Raw genomic sequence first — 20,594 nt, forward strand, 5'->3', positions numbered from 1 at the left:
TGTAGCGCACCAGGTGCGGCGAGCTGTAAACGCCTACCTTATAACCGGCTGCCATCAGGACAGATTCCAGCGTACGGCAGGTGGTGCCTTTACCGTTAGTGCCGGCCACGGTAAACACGAAAGGCGCAGGTTTCAGCACGTCAAGGCGCGCGGCAACCTGGCTTACGCGCTCAAGGCCCATGTCGATAGTTTTACTGTGCAGGTTTTCCAGATAAGAAAGCCACGCGGCCAGGGGCGACGTGGCTTGAGGAATGCTTTTATTTTCCATGATGCCCGGTTGTCATTAACGGTTTAGAAAGCAAAAGGGCAGCGCCATTTGGCCCTGCCCTTTTCAGTTATCAGGCCTCGGGTTCCTGATCCGGTACCACCACGCCTTCGCGCGGCTCGTCCGGGCTCGGCGACGGCAGATTCATCAGCTTCGCCAGGACGCTTGCCAGTTTGAGGCGCATCTCCGGGCGGCGGACGATCATGTCGATAGCACCCTTCTCAATGAGGAACTCACTGCGCTGGAAGCCCGGCGGCAGTTTCTCACGTACGGTCTGCTCGATAACGCGAGGACCGGCAAAGCCGATCAGCGCTTTTGGCTCAGCGATGTTCAGGTCGCCCAGCATCGCGAAGCTTGCAGAAACGCCGCCCATGGTTGGGTCGGTCAGTACCGAGATGTACGGCAGACCGCGCTCCTGCATTTTCGCCAGCGCGGCAGAGGTTTTCGCCATCTGCATCAGGGACATCAGCGCTTCCTGCATTCGTGCGCCACCGGAGGCAGAGAAGCAGATCAGCGGGCAGTTGTCTTCCAGCGCCTGCTCAACGGCACGCACGAAACGCGCACCAACAACAGAGCCCATTGAGCCGCCCATAAAGGCGAACTCAAACGCGGCGGCAACCACCGGCATCTCATGCAGGGTGCCTTTCATGACGATCAGCGCGTCTTTCTCGCCGGTCTCTTTCTGTGCAGAGGCCAGACGATCTTTGTATTTTTTGGAGTCGCGGAACTTAAGCACATCTTTTGGCTCCAGTTCGCTGCCCAGTTCTACCAGAGAACCTTCGTCCAGCAGGCTATGCAGGCGGTTGCGCGCCGACATACGCATATGGTGGTCACACTTCGGACACACCTCAAGATTGCGTTCCAGCTCTGCGCGATACAGAACCTGGCCGCAGCTATCACACTTCGTCCATACCCCTTCAGGAATGCTCGCTTTACGCGTTGGGGTAATGTTGCTTTTAATTCGTTCAATCCAGCTCATTGATAACCTTTCTGCCTGAACCTGGTCGTATGCCAGTTTTGCTGTAAGAGGCGAATAATGCCATTTTTGCCTCCAACAGACCATGAATGTTGCACATTAAAACATAACAGCCCGAAACTTTGGATAAAAAAGTGGTCGAACCGCCAGCGTGCATTTACTTCGCTTGTTTTGCCGCCGCGCGTTTGTGACGAATAATTTCGATCACACCCGGCAGAACGGAAAGCACAATAATCGCTACAATCAGTAACTTAAGGTTTTCCTGAACCACCGGCAGATCGCCAAACAGGTAGCCCGCATAGGTAAACAGCAGTACCCACAGCAGCGCGCCCACCACGTTGTACATGGCAAAATGACGATAGGACATGTGACCCATTCCCGCCACAAACGGTGCAAATGTGCGCACAATAGGCACAAAACGGGCAAGGATAATGGTTTTACCGCCATGGCGCTCATAGAACGCATGGGTCTTATCTAAATAACTGCGGCGGAAAATCTTCGAGTCCGGATTACTGAACAACCGCTCGCCAAACACCCGCCCGATAGTGTAGTTGACCGCATCACCAATAATCGCGGCGATGATCATCAGGACGACCATCAGATGGACATTCAGGTCATTCGTTGGCAGTGCGGATAACGCGCCCGCCACGAACAGCAGTGAATCTCCCGGCAGGAACGGCGTAACCACAAGGCCGGTTTCACAGAACAGAATGAGGAACAGAATGGCGTATACCCAGACGCCGTACTGCGCGACCAGCTCCGCCAGGTGAACATCAATGTGCAGGATGAAATCAATCAGAAAACGTATTACGTCCATATTGTCTAAGCCCTAATTGCGCCTTTGTTTAGTCCGCTAAAAACAGCGGGCCCATTGGCGGTTTTGGCAGGTCGAATCGGTCCGGGTAATCCACCGAAACCAGATACAGACCTTCCGCTTTCGCCGTTGCTGCCGCAAGCGTTCTGTCCTTCGCTGCCAGCAGTTCTGCAATCCAGCTCTCCGGCTGGTGTCCGGCGCCCACTTCCATCAGGCTGCCTACAATATTCCGCACCATATGATGTACAAAGGCATTGGCTTTGATATCCACCACCACATACGCGCCATAACGACTGACGTTAATGTGCATGACGTTACGCCACGGCGTACGGGACTGACACTGCACCGCACGAAACGACGTAAAATCATTCTCTCCAATCAGACACTGCGCCGCACGCTGCATACGTTCTGCATCCAGCGGTTCATAAAAATGCGTCACGCCCTGGCTTAACACCGCCGGGCGCAGGCGCTGGTTGTAGATGACATAACGGTAGCGCCGCGCCGTCGCGCTGAAACGCGCGTGAAAATCATCCGGCACAGCTTTCACCCAACGCACGGCAATGTCACCAGGCAAATTCGCATTTACACCCAGCGTCCAGGCCGCGTCTTTGCGCACGGCGGTGGTGTCAAAATGCACCACCTGCCCCGTGCCGTGAACGCCGGCATCGGTGCGGCCCGCACAGAAGACGCTTATCGGTTCATTCGCCACCTGAGAGAGCGCTTTCTCCAGCTTCTCCTGGACGCTGCGCACCTCATTCTGCCGCTGCCAGCCATAGTATTTACTGCCATCGTATTCAATGCCGAGGGCAATTCTGTGGACCGGCTTTTGTTCCACATCTGACATCAGTACAGATACTCCTGCACCAGTTTTTCCGCGATTTTGACCGCCATCAGCGCGCCGCCAAAACGCACGTTGTCGGCAACGGACCAGAACTGCACCTGCTCAGGCATACCGTAATCGTTACGCACGCAGCCCACAGAGAGATGCGCGCTGCCGGTAGCGTCGCCCACCTGCGTCGGGAATTCACTCTCTTCGGACAGGACAAGGTCCTCACCGCGGCCAAACGCGTCGCGGGCTTCTTCAGCCGCCAGCGGACGCAGGGCTTCAAACCCGACCATCTGCGCGTGGCCGTAAAAGACCGGAGACTGCACGACGTTCGCGGAGATCATCAGACCGTCATCCTGCAGAATTTTGCGTGCTTCATCGACGATACGACGCTCTTCCCGCACCGAACCTTCACGATCCGGCAGCAGCGGCAGCATGTTGAACGCCAGCTGGCGGCCAAAGAAATCATCTTCGTCGATCGGGATACCGTTCAGCAGCTTCGCGCTCTGCCCTGCCAGTGCGTCTACGGCTTTTTTGCCGTTAGCGGAGGCTGACAGCAGGCTGGTCACGGAAATACGCGACAGGCCACCGTCGTCGATCAGCGGCTTCAGCGCGGTCAGCAGCTGGCTGGTGAGGCTGTTCGGTACTGCAATGATATTGCGGTTGCGGTAGTCAGCCAGCACAAACGGGTTGACGTCCGGCACCACCAGCGGCACATCCGGCTCCAGGGAGAACAGGCCGCTCAGGTCGATCACCAGACAGCCTGAATTGGTCGCTTCTTCAATGTAGGATGCCGTGGCTTCCGCACCTGCGGCAAAAAACGCCAGCTGAGCCTGTGTCCAGTCAAACGCGGCGGCATCCTGCACCATCACGGATTTCCCGCCGAAACGCAGATGTTCTCCTGCGCTGTCGGTACGCGCCAGCGCGTAAATGTCGCCCACCGGGAACTGACGCTCAGCAAGGGTTTCAAGCAGGGCTTCGCCCACGGCGCCAGTGGCACCCAAAATGGCAATGTTCCAGCCTTCAGACATGGTGGTTTACTCCAGAAATAAAAAAGCGTCCCTGCCGGAATATCCGACAGGGAGCATTAAGAAGACATTAACGTGCCGGGTGGTGAACGGCGTTAAATCCCAGCTGATGCAACAGCGCCGCCGCGGGGGCGTCATCGCACATCACATACAGGGAGGACCACTCGCGGCGCTCAAGGTAATTTTTGCGCAGCTTGTCAAACTCACCCGGAATACCCGCCACTTTACGCAGCAGCGCGTCATCGCGGCGCACATCATACACCAAATGCACCAGTCTTTTCAGCGTTGCCTCATCCAGCGGTCCATGAAGGGTAATGCGACCAAATTCCGGGGCGGGCAGCAGCGTATCCAGCGCTACCTGCTGCGGATGGCCGATAAAGGCGCTGTAAGCCTCAAACACCTGGGTTGTACCACGCGCTTTGCCTTCAAGGGTATAACCCGCGATATGTGCGGTACCCACGTCCACCTTATTCAGCAATGCGACGTTGAGATCCGGCTCTGGCTCCCAGACGTCCAGTACGACGCTAATATCTTGTCCCTCATCGAGACATGTCAGCAGCGCCGCGTTATCCACCACCGGTCCCCGGCAGGCATTTATCAGAATAGTGCCAGCCTTCAGACGGCGGATCAGCTTTTCGTCGGCCAGGTGCAGAGTCTTGTACGGCCCTTCTTTAAAGAGCGGCGTATGGAAGGTGATGACGTCGCACTCGTCGACCAGCTCATCCAGCGTGCGGAAATCGCCCTCATCGCCGTTATCCTTACGCGGCGGATCGCACAGCAGAGTGCGGATGCCCCAGGCTTCCAGACGCTTTTGCAGACGTCCGCCCACGTTGCCCACACCCACAATCCCGACGGTGCGGTCTTTCAGCGCAAAACCATCGCGCTCGGCCAGCATCAATAGCGAGGAGAATACATATTCCACGACGGCAATGGCGTTACAGCCTGGTGCCGCAGAAAAACCAATCCCCGCCTGCTTAAGCCACTGGTCATCCACATGATCGGTCCCGGCCGTTGCCGTCCCGACAAATTTAACCCCTTTGCCGGTGAGCAGCGCCTCATTTACTTTGGTCACCGAGCGCACCATCAGGGCGTCTGCATCGTCCAGTTCGCTGACCGGAATCGGGCGACCAGGGACAGCCTTAACCTCACCCAGGCGGCTGAACAGCTCACGGGCGTAAGGCATATTTTCATCAACGAGGATTTTCACGTCTGAGTACCTGTTTGAGAGGAAGTAAACCTGCCAAGTGTGCCATAATCTCGCCGCCGGGCATATATCTCCGCCCGGTTACGCAGAGTTTGACTTTAAGGATTTTTGACGATGCAGCCCATTTCAGGTACGCCTCCGCGCCCTCCGGGTGAAGGCCCCGTAACGCCCAACACGCCAGGCGAACAACCGCTCTCCACGCAGCAACGCACCGTACTGGAGCGTCTTATCACGCGTCTTATTGCGTTGACCTCACAGCAAAACGCAGAGGTATGGGCCGGCGTTAAGCACGATTTGGGCGTCAGAAACGATGCGCCGCTACAGTCGCGCCATTTCCCTGCCGCCGAACAAAACCTGAACCAGCGTCTTACCAGCGCACAGCAGCAACATACTACCCGCCAGATTATCTCGCAGCTGACCGAGCTGTTGGGCCAGGGGAATAATCGTCAGGCGGTGAGTGATTTTATCCGTCAGCAATACGGTCATACCGCCCTGAGCCAGCTTTCGCCGGAACAGCTGAAAACCGTGTTGACCCTGCTGCAAAGCAATCAGCTTTCTATCCCGCAGCCGCAACAGCGCCCGTCTACAGAACGGCCATTGCAGCCTGCGGAGCATAATACGCTCAAGCAGATGGTCACTAAGCTGGCTGCCGCCACCGGCGAACCGACAAAGCTTATCTGGCAATCCATGCTGGAACTTTCCGGTGTGAAAGCGGGCGAGATGATCCCGGCAAAACAGTTTACCCATCTGGTCACCTGGCTCCAGGCGCGTCAGACGCTCAGCACCCAGAGCGCTCCGACCCTGCACAGCGTACAGGCGGCACTGAAACAACCGCTGGAACCGCACGAGTTCGATATGATCCGGGATTACGCCCAGCAGAGCTGGCAGGCGACACCGCAAACCGTGCTGACCACCGCGCAGGTACAGGATTTACTGAATCAGATCTTCGTTCGCCGCGCCGAGCGGGAAGGCGGTGTACCGGAGGTAAGAAACATTCAGCCGATCTACAACCCGCTGTTTGCCCCCGTTGTTGACACGTTCAAGACGCTTTCTGCCCGTCCGGGATTGATGTTTATCGCGTTGCTGATTGCGCTGGCGATTTTCTGGCTGGTTGCTTAAAACTGCCGGGTGGCGGCTACGCCTTACCCGGCCTACGGTTCGCGCGGTTGTAGGCCCGGTAAGCGGAGCGCCACCGGGCAAAAACTACGACCTGCGAAACGCCACCAGCGTCACCACAATCCCCACCACCGCTGACACCGCACCGGCGAGAAATACGGAAGGATAGCCAAACGACGTTGCAAGCAGCCCCGCCAGCGGCCCGGTGATGCCGTATGAAATATCCTGAAACGCCGCATAGCCGCCCAGCGCCGTGCCGCGCACCTGCGGTGCGACGCGCTTCACCACTTCAACGCCCAGCGCCGGGAAGATCAGCGAGCAGCCGCAGCCGGTTAACGCCGCACCCAGCAGCGCAACGGATGCGGACGGCGCCTGCCAGAGCAGTACCAGACCCACGGCCTCAATGACCAGTGACGCCACCGCCACCTTCACGCCGCCAAAGCGATCCGGCATCCAGCCAAACAGCACGCGCATCAATACAAACGCGCCGCCAAAGGCCGTCAGCGTAAAGCCCGCCATCGCCCAGCCGCGGCTCATGAAATAGAGGGAGACGAAGGTACCAATAACCGCGAAGCCTACCCCCTGAAGCGCCAGCCCAAGCCCCGGTTGCCAGATTTGCCCCACCACGCTCCACAGCGAAGGACGCTCGCCTTTATGGGCGGGCACCTTGCGCACCGAACCGTTAAACGCCCACGCCAGCAGCGGTAATACCATGGTGGTGCCTGCCAGCACCGCAAAACCAAACTGGCTGTGGATCAGCAGCCCCAGTGGTGCGCCTGCCGCCAGCGCGCCGTAAATCGCCATCCCGTTCCAGGACATCACTTTTCCGGAACGCGCAGGTCCCACCAGCCCCATTCCCCAGGTCAGGGTGCCGGTCAGCAGCTGGCTTTCGCCAAAGCCGAGGATCAGGCGCCCTGCCACCAGCAGCGCGAATTTATACGCTGCATCTATCGGCAACAGCGCCGCCAGCAGCCAGGCTCCCCCCGCCAGCCCGCAGGCAAACATGCCCTGCAACGCCGAGCGTTTTGCGCCGTGCTGATCCGCGAGGCGACCGGCGTAGCCCCGGGTTAATACCGTCGCTAAAAACTGAATGCCCACCGCAATACCGACCATGGTGTTGCCATAGCCCAGCTCCTGGTGAACGAACAAGGGGATCACCGGCAGCGGCAGACCAACGGTCATGTAGGTCAGAAACACCGCAAAGGCGATGCGGAAAAGGGAAAGGTTCCCGGAAGGAGCGCTCTTCTCAGGGGTAACAGCCGTCATGCATAACTCCGTGTTCAGGCATAAAAAAAGGGAGCCGCGTGGCTCCCTTCTACTATATCTTCAAACGCTTACGCTTTCAGCTTACGCATCACCAGCGTGGCGTTGGTGCCGCCGAAACCGAAGCTGTTGGACATAACGGTCGTCAGCTCACGTTCGGTGGTTTCAGTCACGATGTTCAGGCCAGCCGCCTGCTCGTCCATCTCGTCGATGTTGATGCTTGGCGCGATAAAGCCGTTTTCCAGCATCAGCAGAGAGTAGATCGCTTCCTGCACGCCCGCCGCGCCCAGAGAGTGACCGGTCATGGCTTTGGTTGCAGAGATCGCCGGACTGTTGTCGCCGAACACTTCACGGATCGCACCCAGCTCTTTCACGTCGCCTACCGGCGTAGAGGTGCCGTGAGAGTTCAGGTAGTCGATTGGGGTATCAACGCCGTGCATCGCCATCTTCATGCAGCGCACCGCACCTTCGCCGGATGGAGCAACCATGTCAGCGCCGTCAGACGTTGCGCCGTAGCCCACGATCTCAGCGTAGATGTGCGCGCCACGCGCCAGAGCGTGTTCCAGCTCTTCAACCACAACCATACCGCCGCCGCCAGCGATAACAAAACCGTCGCGGTGTGCATCATAGGTACGGGATGCTTTGTCTGGCGTTTCGTTGTATTTGGTGGACAGTGCGCCCATCGCGTCGAACTCACAGGCCATTTCCCAGCCCAGCTCTTCGCCGCCGCCAGCAAATACGATGTCCTGTTTGCCCAGCTGGATCTGCTCAACCGCATTACCGATACAGTGTGCGGAGGTCGCACATGCGGAGCTGATGGAGTAGTTCACACCGTGGATTTTGAACGGCGTTGCCAGGCACGCGGAAACCGCTGAACCCATGGCTTTGGTCACAACATATGGACCGACCGCTTTCAGGCCGCGCGGGCTGCGCATGGCGTCAGCACCGAACACCTGAGCTTTAGAGGAACCGCCGGAGCCTGCAATCAGGCCCACGCGTGGGTTGTTCTGGTAAGCGTCTTCGCTCAGACCAGAATCCTTGATCGCTTCCTGCATGGAAAGATAGGCGTAGATAGAGGCATCGTTCATGAAACGAACCACTTTACGGTCAATTAAACCGGTGGTATCCAGTTTAACGTTACCCCATACGTGGCTACGCATTCCAGAATCTTTAAACTCTTCAGAGAAAGTGATCCCGGAGCGTCCTTCACGCAGAGATGCCAGGACTTCCTGCTGGTTATTACCGATGCTGGAAACGATGCCCAGGCCAGTAATCACTGCACGTTTCATTCAATACCTCTGTAAGTCGCACTATAAAAAGTTTCGAGTCGCACAATAGCGTACACTTGTACGCCGAACAAGTCCGATCAGCGATTTTCTGTGGAAATTTGCACCGATGGGCTCACATCGCTAAGATCGTGCCACTGCCTGTCGGACGAGTAACTTACGTGAAACAAAACGCCATACAACCTGCCAACCTCGAATTCAACGCTGAGGGTACACCTGTTTCCCGAGATTTTGATGACGTCTACTTTTCTAATGATAACGGACTGGAAGAGACGCGCTATGTCTTCCTCGAAGGAAATCATCTCAGCACCCGCTTCCCTGAGCATCCGCGCAGCCTGTTTGTCGTCGCGGAGAGCGGTTTCGGCACCGGGCTGAATTTTTTGACCCTCTGGCAGGCCTTCGATCAGTTTCGCGCTGCACACCCCGAAGCTACCTTACAAAGATTACATTTCATCAGTTTTGAAAAATTTCCGCTTACCGCGCACGATCTGCGGCTTGCCCATCAGCGCTGGCCGGAGCTTGCCCACTGGGCGGAACAGCTTCAGGCCCAGTGGCCACCAGCTATCGGCGGCTGTCATCGTCTGATTCTGGACGACGGACGCGTCACGCTCGACCTGTGGCTTGGCGACATTAACGACCTGACCGATAAGCTCGATGACTCAATGCATCAGAAAGTGGACGCCTGGTTCCTGGACGGTTTTGCGCCCGCCAAAAACCCTGACATGTGGAGTCCGCACCTGTTCAGCGCAATGGCACGTCTGGCACGCCCGGGCGCGACGCTTGCCACCTTCACCTCGGCGGGCTTTGTCCGCCGTGGGTTGCAGGAGGCGGGGTTTACCATGCGGAAAACCAAAGGCTTTGGCCGCAAACGCGACATGCTGGTGGGGGTGATGGAGCAGGATCTGGCGATCCCGGCACAGGCACCCTGGTTTGCTCGCCGCCCCAGTGCGTCGCGTGAGGTCGCCATTGTGGGCGGAGGTATTGCCAGCGCCCTGCTCTCACTGGCTCTGCTGCACCGTGGCTGGCAGGTGACGCTCTACTGCGCTGACGAGGCACCGGCGATGGGTGCATCAGGCAACCGTCAGGGCGCGCTTTATCCCTTATTAAGTTCACACGATCCCGCACTGTTCCAGTTCTTCCCGGCTGCGTTTACGTTTGCTCGTCGCCTTTACGATAGCCTGCCGGTTGCGTTCGACCACGACTGGTGCGGTGTGACGCAGTTGGGCTGGGATGAGAAGAGCCAACAGAAAATCACCCAAATGCTGTCGCTGGGGCTGCCGGAAACCATCGCCCATGCAGTGACGGCTCAGCAGGTTGCTGAGACCGCTGGCGTCGACACCGGCTGCGGCGGAATTCAGTATCCACTCGGCGGCTGGCTGTGTCCGGCTGAACTGACTTCTGCGGCGATAGCCCTCGGGCAGTCGCGTGGGTTGACAGTGCATTATGCCCACAAGGTTCAATCGCTAAGCCGCACTGCGCACTGGGAACTGCGTTTTGCTGACGGCAAAGCGTCGCAGCATGCCAGCGTTGTGCTGGCCAACGGACATCATATCACTCAGTTTACCCAGACAGCGTCATTGCCGGTTTATCCAGTCGGCGGCCAGGTGAGCCATATCCCGACCGCGCCCGAACTGAGCAAACTGCGTCAGGTGCTGTGTTACGACGGCTACGCGACGCCGCAAAATCCGTCCAACGGCCATCACTGCATCGGTGCCAGCTATCATCGCGGTGAAACAGATATTCAGTACAGCGAAGCGGATCAGCAGCAAAACCGCCAGCGCCTGCTCGACTGTTTCCCGAATGCGTCGTGGGCGAAAGAGGTTGATGTCAGTGAGGGTCAGGCGCGCTGCGGCGTACGCTGCGCGACCCGCGATCACCTGCCGATGGCGGGAAACGTGCCGGACTATGACGCCACGCTTGAAGTCTATCAGGATCTTACAAACAACAAAGAAACGGCGGTAAGTGCGCCCGTTTATCCGGAACTGTTTATGTTGGGTGGCTTAGGCTCGCGGGGATTATGCTCTGCGCCATTGCTGGCTGAAGTGCTAGCCGCGCAAATGAGCGATGAGCCGGTTCCGCTGGACAGGGTTACGCTCGCGGGGCTTAATCCGAACCGACTATGGGTGCGGAAATTGCTGAAGGGGAAAAGGGTTAAGTAGGGTGCGGTCTGGTGCCCTCACCCTGGCCCTCTCCCCAAAAGGGAGAGGGAAGAGAAGGCGGCAACTTAGCGTTTAGCCTGCTGGAACAAATTGTCCCACATGCCCAGCACTAAAGACTGGTCGCGTGGAGACAGTTCCCCGGCCAGAATGGCTTTTTCAAGGCTGCGAGTAACTTCCGCGTGAACGGCGTCGGCAGAGTGATCGTCCCCTGCTTCCAGCGCGGCTACCGCCAGCGTCAGGTGACCACGCAGATAACCGCTGGCGAACAGCTCATCATCGCTGGCGTGTTCCACCATGTCATCAATTAACGCCAGAATGCGTGATTCAAATTCTGCGATCATCTTCTTTCCTCTGTTATAAATCTTCCGGCCACGGGAAGCATTCCGCCGTGATCTCCGGCGTATGGTAATAATTTTGTAAAGCCTCGATCAGGCGTGCCGGACGTTCCGGGATGCCTTTCTCAAGATATTCCATCACCTGCGCATGCACGCGGCGCTGGAAGACGATACGGTCTGGCTCGAAGTCGCCTTCAAGGTTGTCACAGCTGACGTTGAACGGGAAACCCGCCGCCACGCAGAACAGCCACTCCAGCGCCTGCGGTTTCACCTCCACATCTTCGAACTGCCCTTGGGTGGCGGCGTCGCGCCCGTCCGGGCAGTACCAGTAACCAAAGTCCACCAGCTCGCGACGCGCTTTCCCCGCGATGCACCAGTGCGAAATCTCGTGCAAACCGCTGGCGTAAAAGCCGTGGGCAAAGACGATGCGGTTGTATGAAACCTGGTCATCAGCAGGAAGATAGATCGGTTCGTCGTCGCCTTTAATCAGACGGGTATTAAAATCATCAGCAAAACAGCTGTCGAAGATTTCAATCAGCTGTTCGTATTTATGCGTACTGTTCATTAGTTCATCCCCAACCAGGTGAGGATCTCCTGTCCATGGCTGTCATAAAGAAGTTTGGCGCTCATCACCGCCGAGACAACAACAATCATCGGGCGGATCAGCTTTTGCCCTTTGCTTAATACCAGACGCGAGCCTGCGCGCGCGCCCAAAAACTGCCCCGCCATCATCACAAATCCGGTAGCCCAGATAACCTTGCCGCCAATGATAAACAGCAGCAGACCGCCAACGTTGGAGGTTGCGTTGAGGACTTTGGCGTGGGCGGTGGATTTGGCGAGGTTGAACCCGGCCAGCGTCACGAATGCCAGCGCGTAAAACGAGCCTGCTCCCGGACCAAAGAAGCCGTCGTAAAAACCGACGCAGCCACCGGCAATCAGCGCAAACGGCAGGCCGTGCAGTCGCCGCGCCCGGTCTTCCTCGCCGAGCTTTGGCATCAGTAAGAAATAGAGGCCAATACAGATAACCAGAATCGGCAGGATCTGGCGCAGAATGTCGGACTGTACGTGCTGGACCAGCAGCGCGCCCGCCGTCGAGCCAATAAACGTCATCAGGATATTGAGCTTCTGATCGGCGAGATTCACCACTTTGCGCCGAACAAAGTAGAGCGATGAGGAGAGCGAACCGCCGCATGCCTGGAGTTTGTTGGTGGCAAGCGCCTGGGCAGGGCTCATGCCTGCCGCCAGCAGCGCCGGAACGGTGAGCAACCCGCCGCCGCCCGCCAGGGCATCGATAAATCCGGCTAACATCGCAACAAAAAAGAGCACCGCCAGCAGCAGCGGTGACACCATAAACAGATCGACGAAATTATCCATTAAAGTACATGCTCATCCAGTAGCGCCTGGCAGGAAGGCGGCAACGGAGGCGGTGTCTTCTTCTCAGGCTTAGAGGTTCCAGGCTTGGCCGGTTCAAACCAGCTTTGCAGTTCGTAACCGCAACCATCGCCAGGCGGTGGCAGCGGCTGATCTTCACATTCCAGGCTGTTCGCCGGGCAGCGCAGGCGAACATGCATATGCGCCCGGTGCTGGAACCACGGGCGCACTTTACGCAGCCAGTCGCGATCCGTTCCCGCATCCAGGCAAAGCTGCTGCTTGATGGCCGGGTTAACAAAGATCCGTGTGACGTCGTTATCCTCTGCCGCCAGCTTAATCATGCTGGAAATTTCCGGCGACCAGCGCGAGGCGACGACCCGTTTACCGTCGGCCGAGACCAGATCCAGCGCCTGCGGTTTCAGCAGCTGCGCTGAGCTCCAGCGCGTTTTCGGCAGTTGCAGGAAGATGTCCACATCCAGTCCGGTCTGGTGGCTGGCGTGACCGCCGTTGAAGCGACCACCTGCAGGCATCCCCATATCGCCAATCAGCATCGTCCCCAGCCCCAGGTTATGCACCTGGTTGCCAAGACGCTGAATAAACAGCACCAGGTCAGGATGGCCGAAGTAACGGCGCTGGTCGGTGCGCATCACCTGATAGGTGTCCGACAGCAGCGGAAGTTCCTGCGCGCCGACGATACACCCGTTGGAGAAAGCGCCAATGGACTGCGCGCTTCCCGCTACCGGGTGGGTGATTTTCTGCCACGGCGTGGCGGCCAGGCTTGCTCCACTGGCCAGCAGCGCCAGCAGAGCGATTGCGGTTTTTTTCATAGTTACCAGCGTGGAATGGTGGTCGACACATCCGCATTCTGCGCGCGCTGGCGCAGGAAGTGATCCATCAGCACGATCGCCAGCATCGCTTCTGCGATCGGTACCGCGCGGATCCCCACGCATGGATCGTGCCGTCCTTTGGTGATCATCTCTACTTCATCGCCTGAACGGTTAATCGTGTGGCCCGGCACGGTAATGCTGGACGTTGGCTTCAGCGCGATATTGGCAATAATTTGCTGCCCGCTGCTGATGCCGCCCAGAATGCCGCCCGCATGGTTGCTCTGGAAACCCGCCTTCGTGATTTCGTCGCGGTTCTGGCTGCCGCGAAGCTTAACCACGTCAAAACCGTCGCCGATTTCAACGCCTTTCACCGCGTTGATGCTCATCAGCGCGTGGGCGATGTCAGCGTCGAGGCGGTCAAATACCGGCTCGCCCCAGCCAGCCGGCACACCGTCGGCCACCACGGTGACTTTCGCACCAATGGAGTCGCCCTCTTTTTTCAGGCCACGCATCAGCTCGTCCAGCGCGTCCAGCTTGTCGGCATCTGCGCAGAAGAACGGGTTAAGTTCTACCTGATCCCAGTCTTTGATTGCCAGCGGAATGTCGCCCATCTGGGTCAGACAGCCGCGGATAACGATGCCGAATTTCTGCTGGAGATATTTTTTGGCAATCGCACCTGCCGCCACGCGCATCGCGGTTTCACGCGCGGAAGAACGTCCGCCGCCGCGATAGTCGCGAAAGCCATATTTTTGTTCGTAGGTATAGTCGGCGTGGCCCGGACGGAAGACGTCTTTAATCGCGCCGTAGTCCTGGGAGCGCTGATCGGTGTTTTCAATCAGCAGACCAATGCTGGTCCCGGTGGTACGGCCTTCAAAAACGCCGGAGAGAATTTTGACCTGGTCCGGCTCGCGACGCTGCGTGGTGTAGCGAGAGGTACCCGGACGACGACGGTCAAGGTCATGCTGTAAATCGGCTTCGGTCAGTTCGATGCCTGGCGGGACGCCATCAACGATACAACCCAGTGCCAGACCGTGCGACTCGCCAAAGGTGGTCACACGGAATACCTGTCCAATACTGTTTCCTGCCATCACGGCTCCGATGTTGTTGTTTGTGTTTGAGCGTTGTGAAACGGGCCGAAGCCCGCTGGATTAATCTTTGTAAATGCTGAAGTATTCGCGTGCATCAAGCAGTTGCGTTTTGGTCAGCATAAAGACGCCGTCACCGCCGTTGTCGAACTCAAGCCAGGTGAACGGCACATCCGGGTACTGCTCTATCAGATGTACCATGCTGTTACCCACTTCACAAATCAGAACGCCATCGTCGGTCAGATAATCCGGCGCGCAGGCCAGGATGCGGCGGGTCAGCTTCAGCCCGTCAGAGCCTGACGCCAGGCCCAGCTCCGGCTCGTGACGGTACTCGTTCGGCAGATCGGACATGTCTTCGGCATCCACGTACGGTGGATTGGTGACGATCAGGTCGTATTGCAGCGTCGGCAGGTCGCGGAACAGGTCAGAGCGGATAGGCGTGACGTGATGGATCAAGCCGTGCTCTTCAATGTTGTGTTCGGTGACGGCCAGCGCGTCGGTGGAGATATCGACGGCGTCCACTTCCGCTTCCGGGAAGGCGTACGCGCAGGCAATCGCGATGCAGCCGCTGCCGGTGCACATATCAAGTATGTGCTGCGGCTGATGGTTAATCAGGCCGTCAAAGTGGTTGTTGATCAGCTCGCCAATCGGCGAACGCGGCACCAGCACACGCTCATCAACATAGAACTCATGGCCGCAGAACCAGGCTTTGTTGGTCAGGTAAGCCACCGGAATACGCTCGTTCACGCGACGGATCACGCGCTCAACGATGCGGTGTTTTTCACTGGAGGTCAGGCGCGCGGTGCGCATGTCTTCCGGAATATCCAGCGGCAGGTAGAGTGACGGCAGCACCAGCTGGACGGCCTCATCCCACGGGTTATCGGTGCCGTGTCCGTACCAGATATTGGCGGCGCTGAAGCGGCTAACCGACCAGCGCAACATGTCCTGTATGGTATGCAGCTCGTTTACTGCTTCATCGACAAAAATTTTATCCACTCTTTCCTCCAGGGCATGCTCGCATAATTTTCGGCGGCTAGTTTGCCATGAAGACGGCGATAAATCAGCAATGACGCGTGTCGCTTGAGGTTAAAAAATGCGTTTAGTCGGGTACACTATCGGAAATACGAGATGAGAATGACGAATGAAAAAGAAAACATCGCTCAGCGAGGAGGATCAGGCTCTCTTCCGTCAGCTGATGACCGGGACGCGTAAAATCACGCACGACACCATTGTCCATCGCCCACAGCGTAAAAAAATCAGCGAGGTTCCGGTCAAACGGTTGCTTCAGGAGCAGGCCGATAACAGCCACTATTTTTCAGATGAGTTTCAGCCGCTGCTAAATACGCAGGGCGCGGTGAAATACGTGCGCGAAGACGTCAGCCATTTTGAACTGAAAAAATTACGCCGGGGAGATTACTCGCCGGAGCTGTTCCTCGATCTGCATGGGTTGACCCAGATGCAGGCGAAGCAGGAGCTGGGGGCGTTGATCGCGGCGTGCCGACGCGAGCATGTTTTTTGCGCCTGCGTGATGCACGGTCACGGCAAACATATTCTCAAACAACAGACGCCGCTGTGGCTGGCTCAGCATCCACACGTGATGGCTTTTCATCAGGCACCAAAAGAGTACGGCGGAGATGCCGCATTGCTGGTGTTGATTGAAGTTGAGGAGTGGCAGCCGCCAGAGTTGCCCTGACAGGATGGCGGGAGGCACGCGGCACCCCGCCATATCGCACGTCACGTCAGATGGCTTTAGCCATCTTCAGGTTGCATGGACTCATTTGCCAGTTAAAGACCCCTTTGCCGGTTTCGTCGAGGGTGACGTTGGCAATGGCGGACGTTGTGAACATCGGCGGCGTTTCGCCCGGGCACAGCTCAGATACCAGATAGCCGACCAGCGGCAGGTGGGAAATGACCAGTGCGGAAGCGACACCTTCGTTGCACAGCGCCTGAAGGTAAGCACTGACAAGGCCAACATCGCCACACGGCGTGAGTTCAGGGAGAACATCCACACTGGAGGGCAGGTTCATACACTCCCCTACCACATCCAGCGTCTGTTCTGCCCGCAGGAACGGACTCACCAGAACGCGTTCAATGTCCACTTTTTGACCTTTAAGCCATGTCGCCATCTGACGGGATTCGTCGCAGCCACAGACGGTTAAAGGACGTACTGAGTCACTGGCGGCATCGAGTGCCGCGTCGCCGTGACGCATGATAAAAACTTGCATATTGCACCGCTTTTGTTAACCAGAATCACCGGCGTTAACTACCCGCGATTAATGCTCTGAGGTAGAAAACCCGATGGCCGGGCATTGTGCCTGATCCATTCGGTGAATGAAACGCTGTTTTTTACCTCAATGGCGTAAGTATAGTCAATCTCTGTTTACAATTTCGCCAGAACAGGTTCCATCACCTCAGGATTTACCCTTCTTTGACTTCAGTTTACGCAATCAGTTTCCCTTGCGGGCCAGAATGTCTGACCCCGTTCCGCCATCTGCAATAATTCGTCACAAGGTGTAAACCGTGGACCGTATTGCGAGGCCAGACGTTGCAGGATCGCAACCACTTCACCCGCCCCGAGGGTATCCATATACCGGAACGGGCCGCCAAGGAATGGCGGAAAACCGATACCAAACACGGCACCGATGTCGCCGTCGCGCGCGCTTTTGATCACCTGCTCACCAAAGCAGCGCGCCGCTTCATTGAGCATCATCATCACGCAGCGCTCAGCACACTGAACCGCCGACAGTTTTCCCTGACCCGTGACAGGAATAAGCGCATAAACCGAAGGGTCGACCTGTTTCTTGCTTTTACGCCCTTTCGCGGCGTAAAGATAGAAACCGCGTTCATTTTTTCTGCCTTTGCGATCGTCCTTCAAAATTGCGGAAACAAAGTTTGCAGGCGGCGCAAAACGATCGCCATAAGCCGCTTCCAGCACAGGGATAATTTTAGTCCCCGTATCAATTCCTACCTCATCCAAAAGTTGGATTGGGCCGACGGGGAAACCAAACTTCACCAGGGCGTCATCGACGTGCTCAATTTTCTCCCCTTCCGTCAGCAACCGCATCGCTTCGTTAATATACGGCGCCAGAATGCGGTTGACGTAGAAGCCGGCTTTGTCCGCGACCACAACAGGAGTTTTGCCCTGTTTTTTCGCCAGCTTCACCACGGTGGCAATAGTTTGCGGGCTGGTTGTGGCATGAGGGATAACCTCCACCAGCGGCATTTTTTCGACAGGACTGAAATAGTGCAGCCCTATCACCTGCTCCGGGCGCATGGCTTTCGCCGCGATGTCGCCGATCGGCAAAGACGAGGTGTTTGACGCGAAAATGGTGTGCGGCGCGCAATGCTGTTCAACGTCCGCTACCATCTGCTGCTTAAGGGCCAGATCTTCGAACACGGCTTCAATCACCAGATCGCGGTGTGCAAACCCACTGTAGTCGGTGGCGCCAGTGATCATCGCGAGGGTTTTATCGCGATCGCTGGCCTTGATATGGCGGCGTTTCACTTTGCGATCAAGGTTCTGCCAGCTGTACTGCAACGCGTGGTTGATGCCCTGAGGATTGATATCTTTGATACGTACGGGCAATTTGCCTTTGCTGGCGGTGACAAACGCGATGCCGCCGCCCATCAGCCCACCACCCAGAACCCCAACGGCGCGCAGCGGAGCCGGTTCAGCTTCACTGCCCGGATCTTTTTTAACCTCCGTGCTGGCAAAGAAAATGCCGCGCAGCGCCTGCGACTGCGGCGTCATCGCCAGCTCGCCAAACGCTTTAGCTTCCGCGGCATAACCGCTGCTGCTGCCCTGCGATAAACCGGTTTCAATCACCTTCAGAATGCGCGTCGCTGCCGGATAATTCCCTCTGGTTTTTTGCTCGGTTTTTTTACCCACCATATTAAACAGCAGCGTGCGCCCCAGCGGCCCGGCGAGGATACGCTCACGCACCGGCAGGGGGCGTTTCGCCTGACGACCTTTCAGCGCCCGCTCAACGGCAGCCTCAAGCAAGATTGCGTGCGGAACGACCTCATCAACCAGACCCGCCTTTAACGCCTGACGGGCGCGCAGCTGTTTACCGGTTAAAATCATCTCCAGCGCCGTACTGACGCCCACCAGCCGCGGCAAGCGCTGCGTGCCACCTGAACCGGGCAGCAATCCAAGCTGTACTTCAGGCAGTCCGAGTACGGTTTTCGCATCGTCGGTACAGATGCGACTGTGGCAGGCCAGCGCCAGCTCAAGCCCGCCGCCCAGGCAAGCCCCGTGGATCGCAGCGACAACGGGTATCGACAGCGCATGGATCTCCGCCATCACCTGCTGCCCCTGACGCGCCAGATCTTCTGCTTCCTGAGCGCTTGTCGCCCGGGCAATCATGTTGATATCGGCCCCGGCAATAAAGTTATCCGGCTTTGCCGAGATAAATACCAGGCCACGTATCGCTTTGTTTTCGCGGATCTGTCTGAGCATCGCACGCACCTGAACGCCGAACTCCGCCTTCAGGGTATTCATTTTTTCGTCGGGCACATCAATGGTGATAACGGCCACGTTATCAAGGCGAACAACAAGGTTAAATGCAGATGTCGTTTCCATTATTCAGCCTCCAGAACCATTGCTGCGCCCAGGCCGCCCGCCGCACAGGCGGTGACGAGACCAAAGCCGCCGCCACGGCGACGCAGTTCGTGCAACGTCTGGGTAATAATTCTCGCCCCGGTCGCTGCAAACGGATGACCGTAGGCAATAGAGCCGCCCAGCACATTGAATTTACTTTGATCCACTTCGCCTGTGGCATGCGCGCGGCCCAGCACGTCGCGGGCAAAACGTTCGCTCGCCATAAGCTGCACGTTTGCCAGCGTTTGTGCGGCAAAGGCTTCGTGCATATCAATTAGCGTGAGATCGGAGAGCGTTAGCCCCGCGCGCTCCAGCGCCAGCGGCGTGGACCAGGCCGGTCCGAGCAGCATGTCCTGCCAGACATCGATGGCGGTAAAGGCGTAGCTGCGCAAATAGCCCAGCGGTGTGATGCCCAGCTCTTTCGCCCGGGATTCCGTCATCAGGATCACGGCGGCGGCACCGTCCGTCAGCGGCGTACTGTTAGCCGCCGTAACGGTGCCATGTTTACGGTCAAAGGCCGGGCGCAGTTTTGCGTAATCTGCCAGGGTTGAGGTGCCGCGAACGTTGTTATCTTCCGCGAGCGGTTCCCGGTAAGGCGGTACATAGGCGGTCATCACTTCGTTGGTCAGTTTGCCCTCCGACCAGGCTTTCGCTGCCAGCTGATGCGAGCGATGCGCCAGCGCATCCTGCTGTTCGCGGGTAATACCATAGGTTTTTGCCATCTGCTCGGCTGTATCGCCCATGCGCAGGCCGGTGGAGTATTCAGCAACGGCAGGTGGCACAGGCATGAGGTCGCGCAGGCGTAAACGCGAGAAGAGTTTAAGCTTTGCACCGGTAGTGCGAGCTTTGTTGGCATCCACCAGAATGCGGGCCAGCTGTTTGCTGACGCCGATGGGCAGCACGGAGGAGGAATCAGCGCCGCCGGCAATTCCCGCGCGAATGGTCCCCGCCATCAGGCTTTCCGCCACGTTCGCCACCGCCTGGAAACTAGTAGCGCAGGCGCGGCTGACGCTGTAGGCGTCGGTATGAACATTCATGCCGGTACCCAGCACGATTTCACGCGCGATATTGGGTGCTTCCGGCATCTGTACCACCTGGCCGAAAACCAGTTGCTCAATAACCTCTGGCGGGATCTCGCTGCGAGCCAGCATCTCCCCCACCACCATTTTTCCCAGATCGACAGCCGGTATACCGTGAAACGCGGTTGCCTGACGTGCAAACGGCGTACGTAACCCGCTGACAATGGCAATGCGGTCACCGTGTCGGGTGATAAGCGGTAATGCCTGACTCATAACACTCCCCTGTAAAAAAATTTTGCGCGCACGTTAAGTGGTCTGACCTGATAATAGTCTTAACTATTTTTTTACATTGAGCCAATCGGGGAAGCGAAAAATTGCGAGCTAAGGCACAGAGAAGAAAAAGAAAATGCCCAGGGTAAA

Annotated in this window: 19 protein-coding genes and 1 pseudogene; 3 read left to right on the plus strand and 17 right to left on the minus strand. The window is 57.5% G+C overall.

What is annotated here, in order from left to right; all coding sequences use genetic code 11:
• From ACOTX2_RS02835 to pdxB, 6 genes and pseudogenes are all read right to left on the minus strand, one after another.
• Window positions 1–268: pseudogene (locus ACOTX2_RS02835) on the minus strand (bifunctional tetrahydrofolate synthase/dihydrofolate synthase); the annotation flags it as partial.
• 70 nt (window positions 269–338) lie between these two features.
• The gene (gene accD / locus ACOTX2_RS02840) at window positions 339–1,244 is read right to left on the minus strand and encodes an acetyl-CoA carboxylase, carboxyltransferase subunit beta (RefSeq protein WP_022648854.1); all 906 of its coding nucleotides are present in this window, start codon (window positions 1,242–1,244) and stop codon (window positions 339–341) included.
• Window positions 1,245–1,398: 154 nt separating this feature from the next.
• Window positions 1,399–2,058, minus strand: a complete 660-nt coding sequence (locus ACOTX2_RS02845; protein ID WP_006811410.1) for a DedA family protein — start codon at window positions 2,056–2,058, stop codon at window positions 1,399–1,401.
• A 28-nt stretch (window positions 2,059–2,086) separates the two neighbouring features.
• Window positions 2,087–2,899, minus strand: a complete 813-nt coding sequence (gene truA, locus ACOTX2_RS02850; protein WP_001286071.1) for a tRNA pseudouridine(38-40) synthase TruA — start codon at window positions 2,897–2,899, stop codon at window positions 2,087–2,089.
• Window positions 2,899–3,912 carry an aspartate-semialdehyde dehydrogenase gene (locus ACOTX2_RS02855; RefSeq protein ID WP_023306649.1) on the minus strand — a complete coding sequence of 338 codons (1,014 nt, stop codon included), beginning with the start codon at window positions 3,910–3,912 and terminating at the stop codon, window positions 2,899–2,901. Before ACOTX2_RS02855 ends, truA begins: the two co-directional genes overlap by 1 nt.
• Before the next feature lie 67 nt (window positions 3,913–3,979).
• Window positions 3,980–5,116 carry a 4-phosphoerythronate dehydrogenase PdxB gene (gene pdxB / locus ACOTX2_RS02860; RefSeq protein ID WP_063147683.1) on the minus strand — a complete coding sequence of 379 codons (1,137 nt, stop codon included), beginning with the start codon at window positions 5,114–5,116 and terminating at the stop codon, window positions 3,980–3,982.
• 111 nt (window positions 5,117–5,227) lie between these two features.
• On the opposite strand from pdxB, the gene flk reads away from it, so the two are divergent.
• Window positions 5,228–6,232: a flagella biosynthesis regulator Flk gene (gene flk / locus ACOTX2_RS02865; RefSeq protein WP_045621148.1), complete on the plus strand. Its 1,005-nt coding sequence runs from the start codon at window positions 5,228–5,230 to the stop codon at window positions 6,230–6,232.
• 84 nt (window positions 6,233–6,316) lie between these two features.
• On the opposite strand, the gene ACOTX2_RS02870 is transcribed toward flk, so the two are convergent.
• Both ACOTX2_RS02870 and fabB read right to left on the minus strand, forming a co-directional pair.
• Window positions 6,317–7,495 (minus strand): MFS transporter, encoded by a 1,179-nt coding sequence (locus ACOTX2_RS02870; protein WP_063147682.1) that lies wholly within the window; start codon window positions 7,493–7,495, stop codon window positions 6,317–6,319.
• 68 nt (window positions 7,496–7,563) lie between these two features.
• On the minus strand, window positions 7,564–8,781 hold the full coding sequence (fabB, locus tag ACOTX2_RS02875; RefSeq protein ID WP_022648859.1) for a beta-ketoacyl-ACP synthase I: 1,218 nt from the start codon (window positions 8,779–8,781) through the stop codon (window positions 7,564–7,566).
• Window positions 8,782–8,939: 158 nt separating this feature from the next.
• On the opposite strand from fabB, the gene mnmC reads away from it, so the two are divergent.
• The gene (gene mnmC / locus ACOTX2_RS02880) at window positions 8,940–10,937 is read left to right on the plus strand and encodes a bifunctional tRNA (5-methylaminomethyl-2-thiouridine)(34)-methyltransferase MnmD/FAD-dependent 5-carboxymethylaminomethyl-2-thiouridine(34) oxidoreductase MnmC (protein ID WP_063147681.1); all 1,998 of its coding nucleotides are present in this window, start codon (window positions 8,940–8,942) and stop codon (window positions 10,935–10,937) included.
• Between the two features lie 65 nt (window positions 10,938–11,002).
• Here the strand turns inward: mnmC and ACOTX2_RS02885 are convergent, their stop codons facing one another.
• The 6 genes from ACOTX2_RS02885 to prmB are packed head-to-tail and all read right to left on the minus strand — an operon-like array spanning window position 11,003 to window position 15,551.
• Window positions 11,003–11,278: a YfcL family protein gene (locus ACOTX2_RS02885; protein ID WP_022648861.1), complete on the minus strand. Its 276-nt coding sequence runs from the start codon at window positions 11,276–11,278 to the stop codon at window positions 11,003–11,005.
• A gap of 13 nt (window positions 11,279–11,291) precedes the next feature.
• A complete protein-coding gene (locus tag ACOTX2_RS02890; RefSeq protein ID WP_023300646.1) occupies window positions 11,292–11,837 on the minus strand; it encodes an elongation factor P hydroxylase in 546 nt (181 codons plus the stop codon).
• Window positions 11,837–12,646, minus strand: coding sequence for a sulfite exporter TauE/SafE family protein (locus tag ACOTX2_RS02895; protein ID WP_022648863.1), 810 nt, complete (start codon window positions 12,644–12,646; stop codon window positions 11,837–11,839). The genes ACOTX2_RS02890 and ACOTX2_RS02895 overlap by 1 nt, the downstream gene beginning before the upstream one ends.
• Window positions 12,646–13,470 (minus strand): penicillin-insensitive murein endopeptidase, encoded by an 825-nt coding sequence (gene mepA / locus ACOTX2_RS02900; RefSeq protein ID WP_063147680.1) that lies wholly within the window; start codon window positions 13,468–13,470, stop codon window positions 12,646–12,648. Before mepA ends, ACOTX2_RS02895 begins: the two co-directional genes overlap by 1 nt.
• A 2-nt stretch (window positions 13,471–13,472) precedes the next feature.
• On the minus strand, window positions 13,473–14,558 hold the full coding sequence (gene aroC / locus ACOTX2_RS02905) for a chorismate synthase (protein ID WP_022648864.1): 1,086 nt from the start codon (window positions 14,556–14,558) through the stop codon (window positions 13,473–13,475).
• 60 nt (window positions 14,559–14,618) lie between these two features.
• The gene (gene prmB, locus ACOTX2_RS02910) at window positions 14,619–15,551 is read right to left on the minus strand and encodes a 50S ribosomal protein L3 N(5)-glutamine methyltransferase (protein WP_022648865.1); all 933 of its coding nucleotides are present in this window, start codon (window positions 15,549–15,551) and stop codon (window positions 14,619–14,621) included.
• Between the two features lie 145 nt (window positions 15,552–15,696).
• On the opposite strand from prmB, the gene smrB reads away from it, so the two are divergent.
• Complete coding sequence (gene smrB / locus ACOTX2_RS02915; RefSeq protein ID WP_022648866.1) at window positions 15,697–16,248, plus strand: endonuclease SmrB; 552 nt, start codon at window positions 15,697–15,699, stop codon at window positions 16,246–16,248.
• A gap of 46 nt (window positions 16,249–16,294) precedes the next feature.
• On the opposite strand, the gene sixA is transcribed toward smrB, so the two are convergent.
• The 3 genes from sixA to fadI all read right to left on the minus strand — a co-directional run bounded on the left by sixA (window position 16,295) and on the right by fadI (window position 20,447).
• Window positions 16,295–16,780 (minus strand): phosphohistidine phosphatase SixA, encoded by a 486-nt coding sequence (gene sixA, locus ACOTX2_RS02920; protein ID WP_003861375.1) that lies wholly within the window; start codon window positions 16,778–16,780, stop codon window positions 16,295–16,297.
• Between the two features lie 209 nt (window positions 16,781–16,989).
• Window positions 16,990–19,137: a fatty acid oxidation complex subunit alpha FadJ gene (gene fadJ / locus ACOTX2_RS02925; RefSeq protein WP_063147679.1), complete on the minus strand. Its 2,148-nt coding sequence runs from the start codon at window positions 19,135–19,137 to the stop codon at window positions 16,990–16,992.
• Window positions 19,137–20,447 (minus strand): acetyl-CoA C-acyltransferase FadI, encoded by a 1,311-nt coding sequence (fadI, locus tag ACOTX2_RS02930; protein WP_100148656.1) that lies wholly within the window; start codon window positions 20,445–20,447, stop codon window positions 19,137–19,139. The genes fadJ and fadI overlap by 1 nt, the downstream gene beginning before the upstream one ends.
• Window positions 20,448–20,594: the final 147 nt, after the last annotated feature.

Origin of the sequence: Enterobacter cloacae complex sp. IR5412 (assembly GCF_049237385.1) — a bacterium.
Lineage (GTDB): Bacteria > Pseudomonadota > Gammaproteobacteria > Enterobacterales > Enterobacteriaceae > Enterobacter > Enterobacter intestinihominis.

Excerpts from the sequence above, each read along its gene's own strand:
- truA (WP_001286071.1), bottom strand. The coding sequence starts at position 2,899 with ATGTCAGATGTGGAACAAAAGCCGGTCCACAGAATTGCCCTCGGCATT.
- sixA (WP_003861375.1), bottom strand. The coding sequence starts at position 16,780 with ATGCAAGTTTTTATCATGCGTCACGGCGACGCGGCACTCGATGCCGCC.
- ACOTX2_RS02855 (WP_023306649.1), bottom strand. The coding sequence starts at position 3,912 with ATGTCTGAAGGCTGGAACATTGCCATTTTGGGTGCCACTGGCGCCGTG.
- aroC (WP_022648864.1), bottom strand. The coding sequence starts at position 14,558 with ATGGCAGGAAACAGTATTGGACAGGTATTCCGTGTGACCACCTTTGGC.
- fadI (WP_100148656.1), bottom strand. The coding sequence starts at position 20,447 with ATGAGTCAGGCATTACCGCTTATCACCCGACACGGTGACCGCATTGCC.
- ACOTX2_RS02845 (WP_006811410.1), bottom strand. The coding sequence starts at position 2,058 with ATGGACGTAATACGTTTTCTGATTGATTTCATCCTGCACATTGATGTT.
- flk (WP_045621148.1), top strand. The coding sequence starts at position 5,228 with ATGCAGCCCATTTCAGGTACGCCTCCGCGCCCTCCGGGTGAAGGCCCC.
- ACOTX2_RS02895 (WP_022648863.1), bottom strand. The coding sequence starts at position 12,646 with ATGGATAATTTCGTCGATCTGTTTATGGTGTCACCGCTGCTGCTGGCG.
- ACOTX2_RS02890 (WP_023300646.1), bottom strand. The coding sequence starts at position 11,837 with ATGAACAGTACGCATAAATACGAACAGCTGATTGAAATCTTCGACAGC.
- accD (WP_022648854.1), bottom strand. The coding sequence starts at position 1,244 with ATGAGCTGGATTGAACGAATTAAAAGCAACATTACCCCAACGCGTAAA.
- smrB (WP_022648866.1), top strand. The coding sequence starts at position 15,697 with ATGAAAAAGAAAACATCGCTCAGCGAGGAGGATCAGGCTCTCTTCCGT.
- ACOTX2_RS02885 (WP_022648861.1), bottom strand. The coding sequence starts at position 11,278 with ATGATCGCAGAATTTGAATCACGCATTCTGGCGTTAATTGATGACATG.
- ACOTX2_RS02870 (WP_063147682.1), bottom strand. The coding sequence starts at position 7,495 with ATGACGGCTGTTACCCCTGAGAAGAGCGCTCCTTCCGGGAACCTTTCC.
- fadJ (WP_063147679.1), bottom strand. The coding sequence starts at position 19,137 with ATGGAAACGACATCTGCATTTAACCTTGTTGTTCGCCTTGATAACGTG.
- mepA (WP_063147680.1), bottom strand. The coding sequence starts at position 13,470 with ATGAAAAAAACCGCAATCGCTCTGCTGGCGCTGCTGGCCAGTGGAGCA.
- fabB (WP_022648859.1), bottom strand. The coding sequence starts at position 8,781 with ATGAAACGTGCAGTGATTACTGGCCTGGGCATCGTTTCCAGCATCGGT.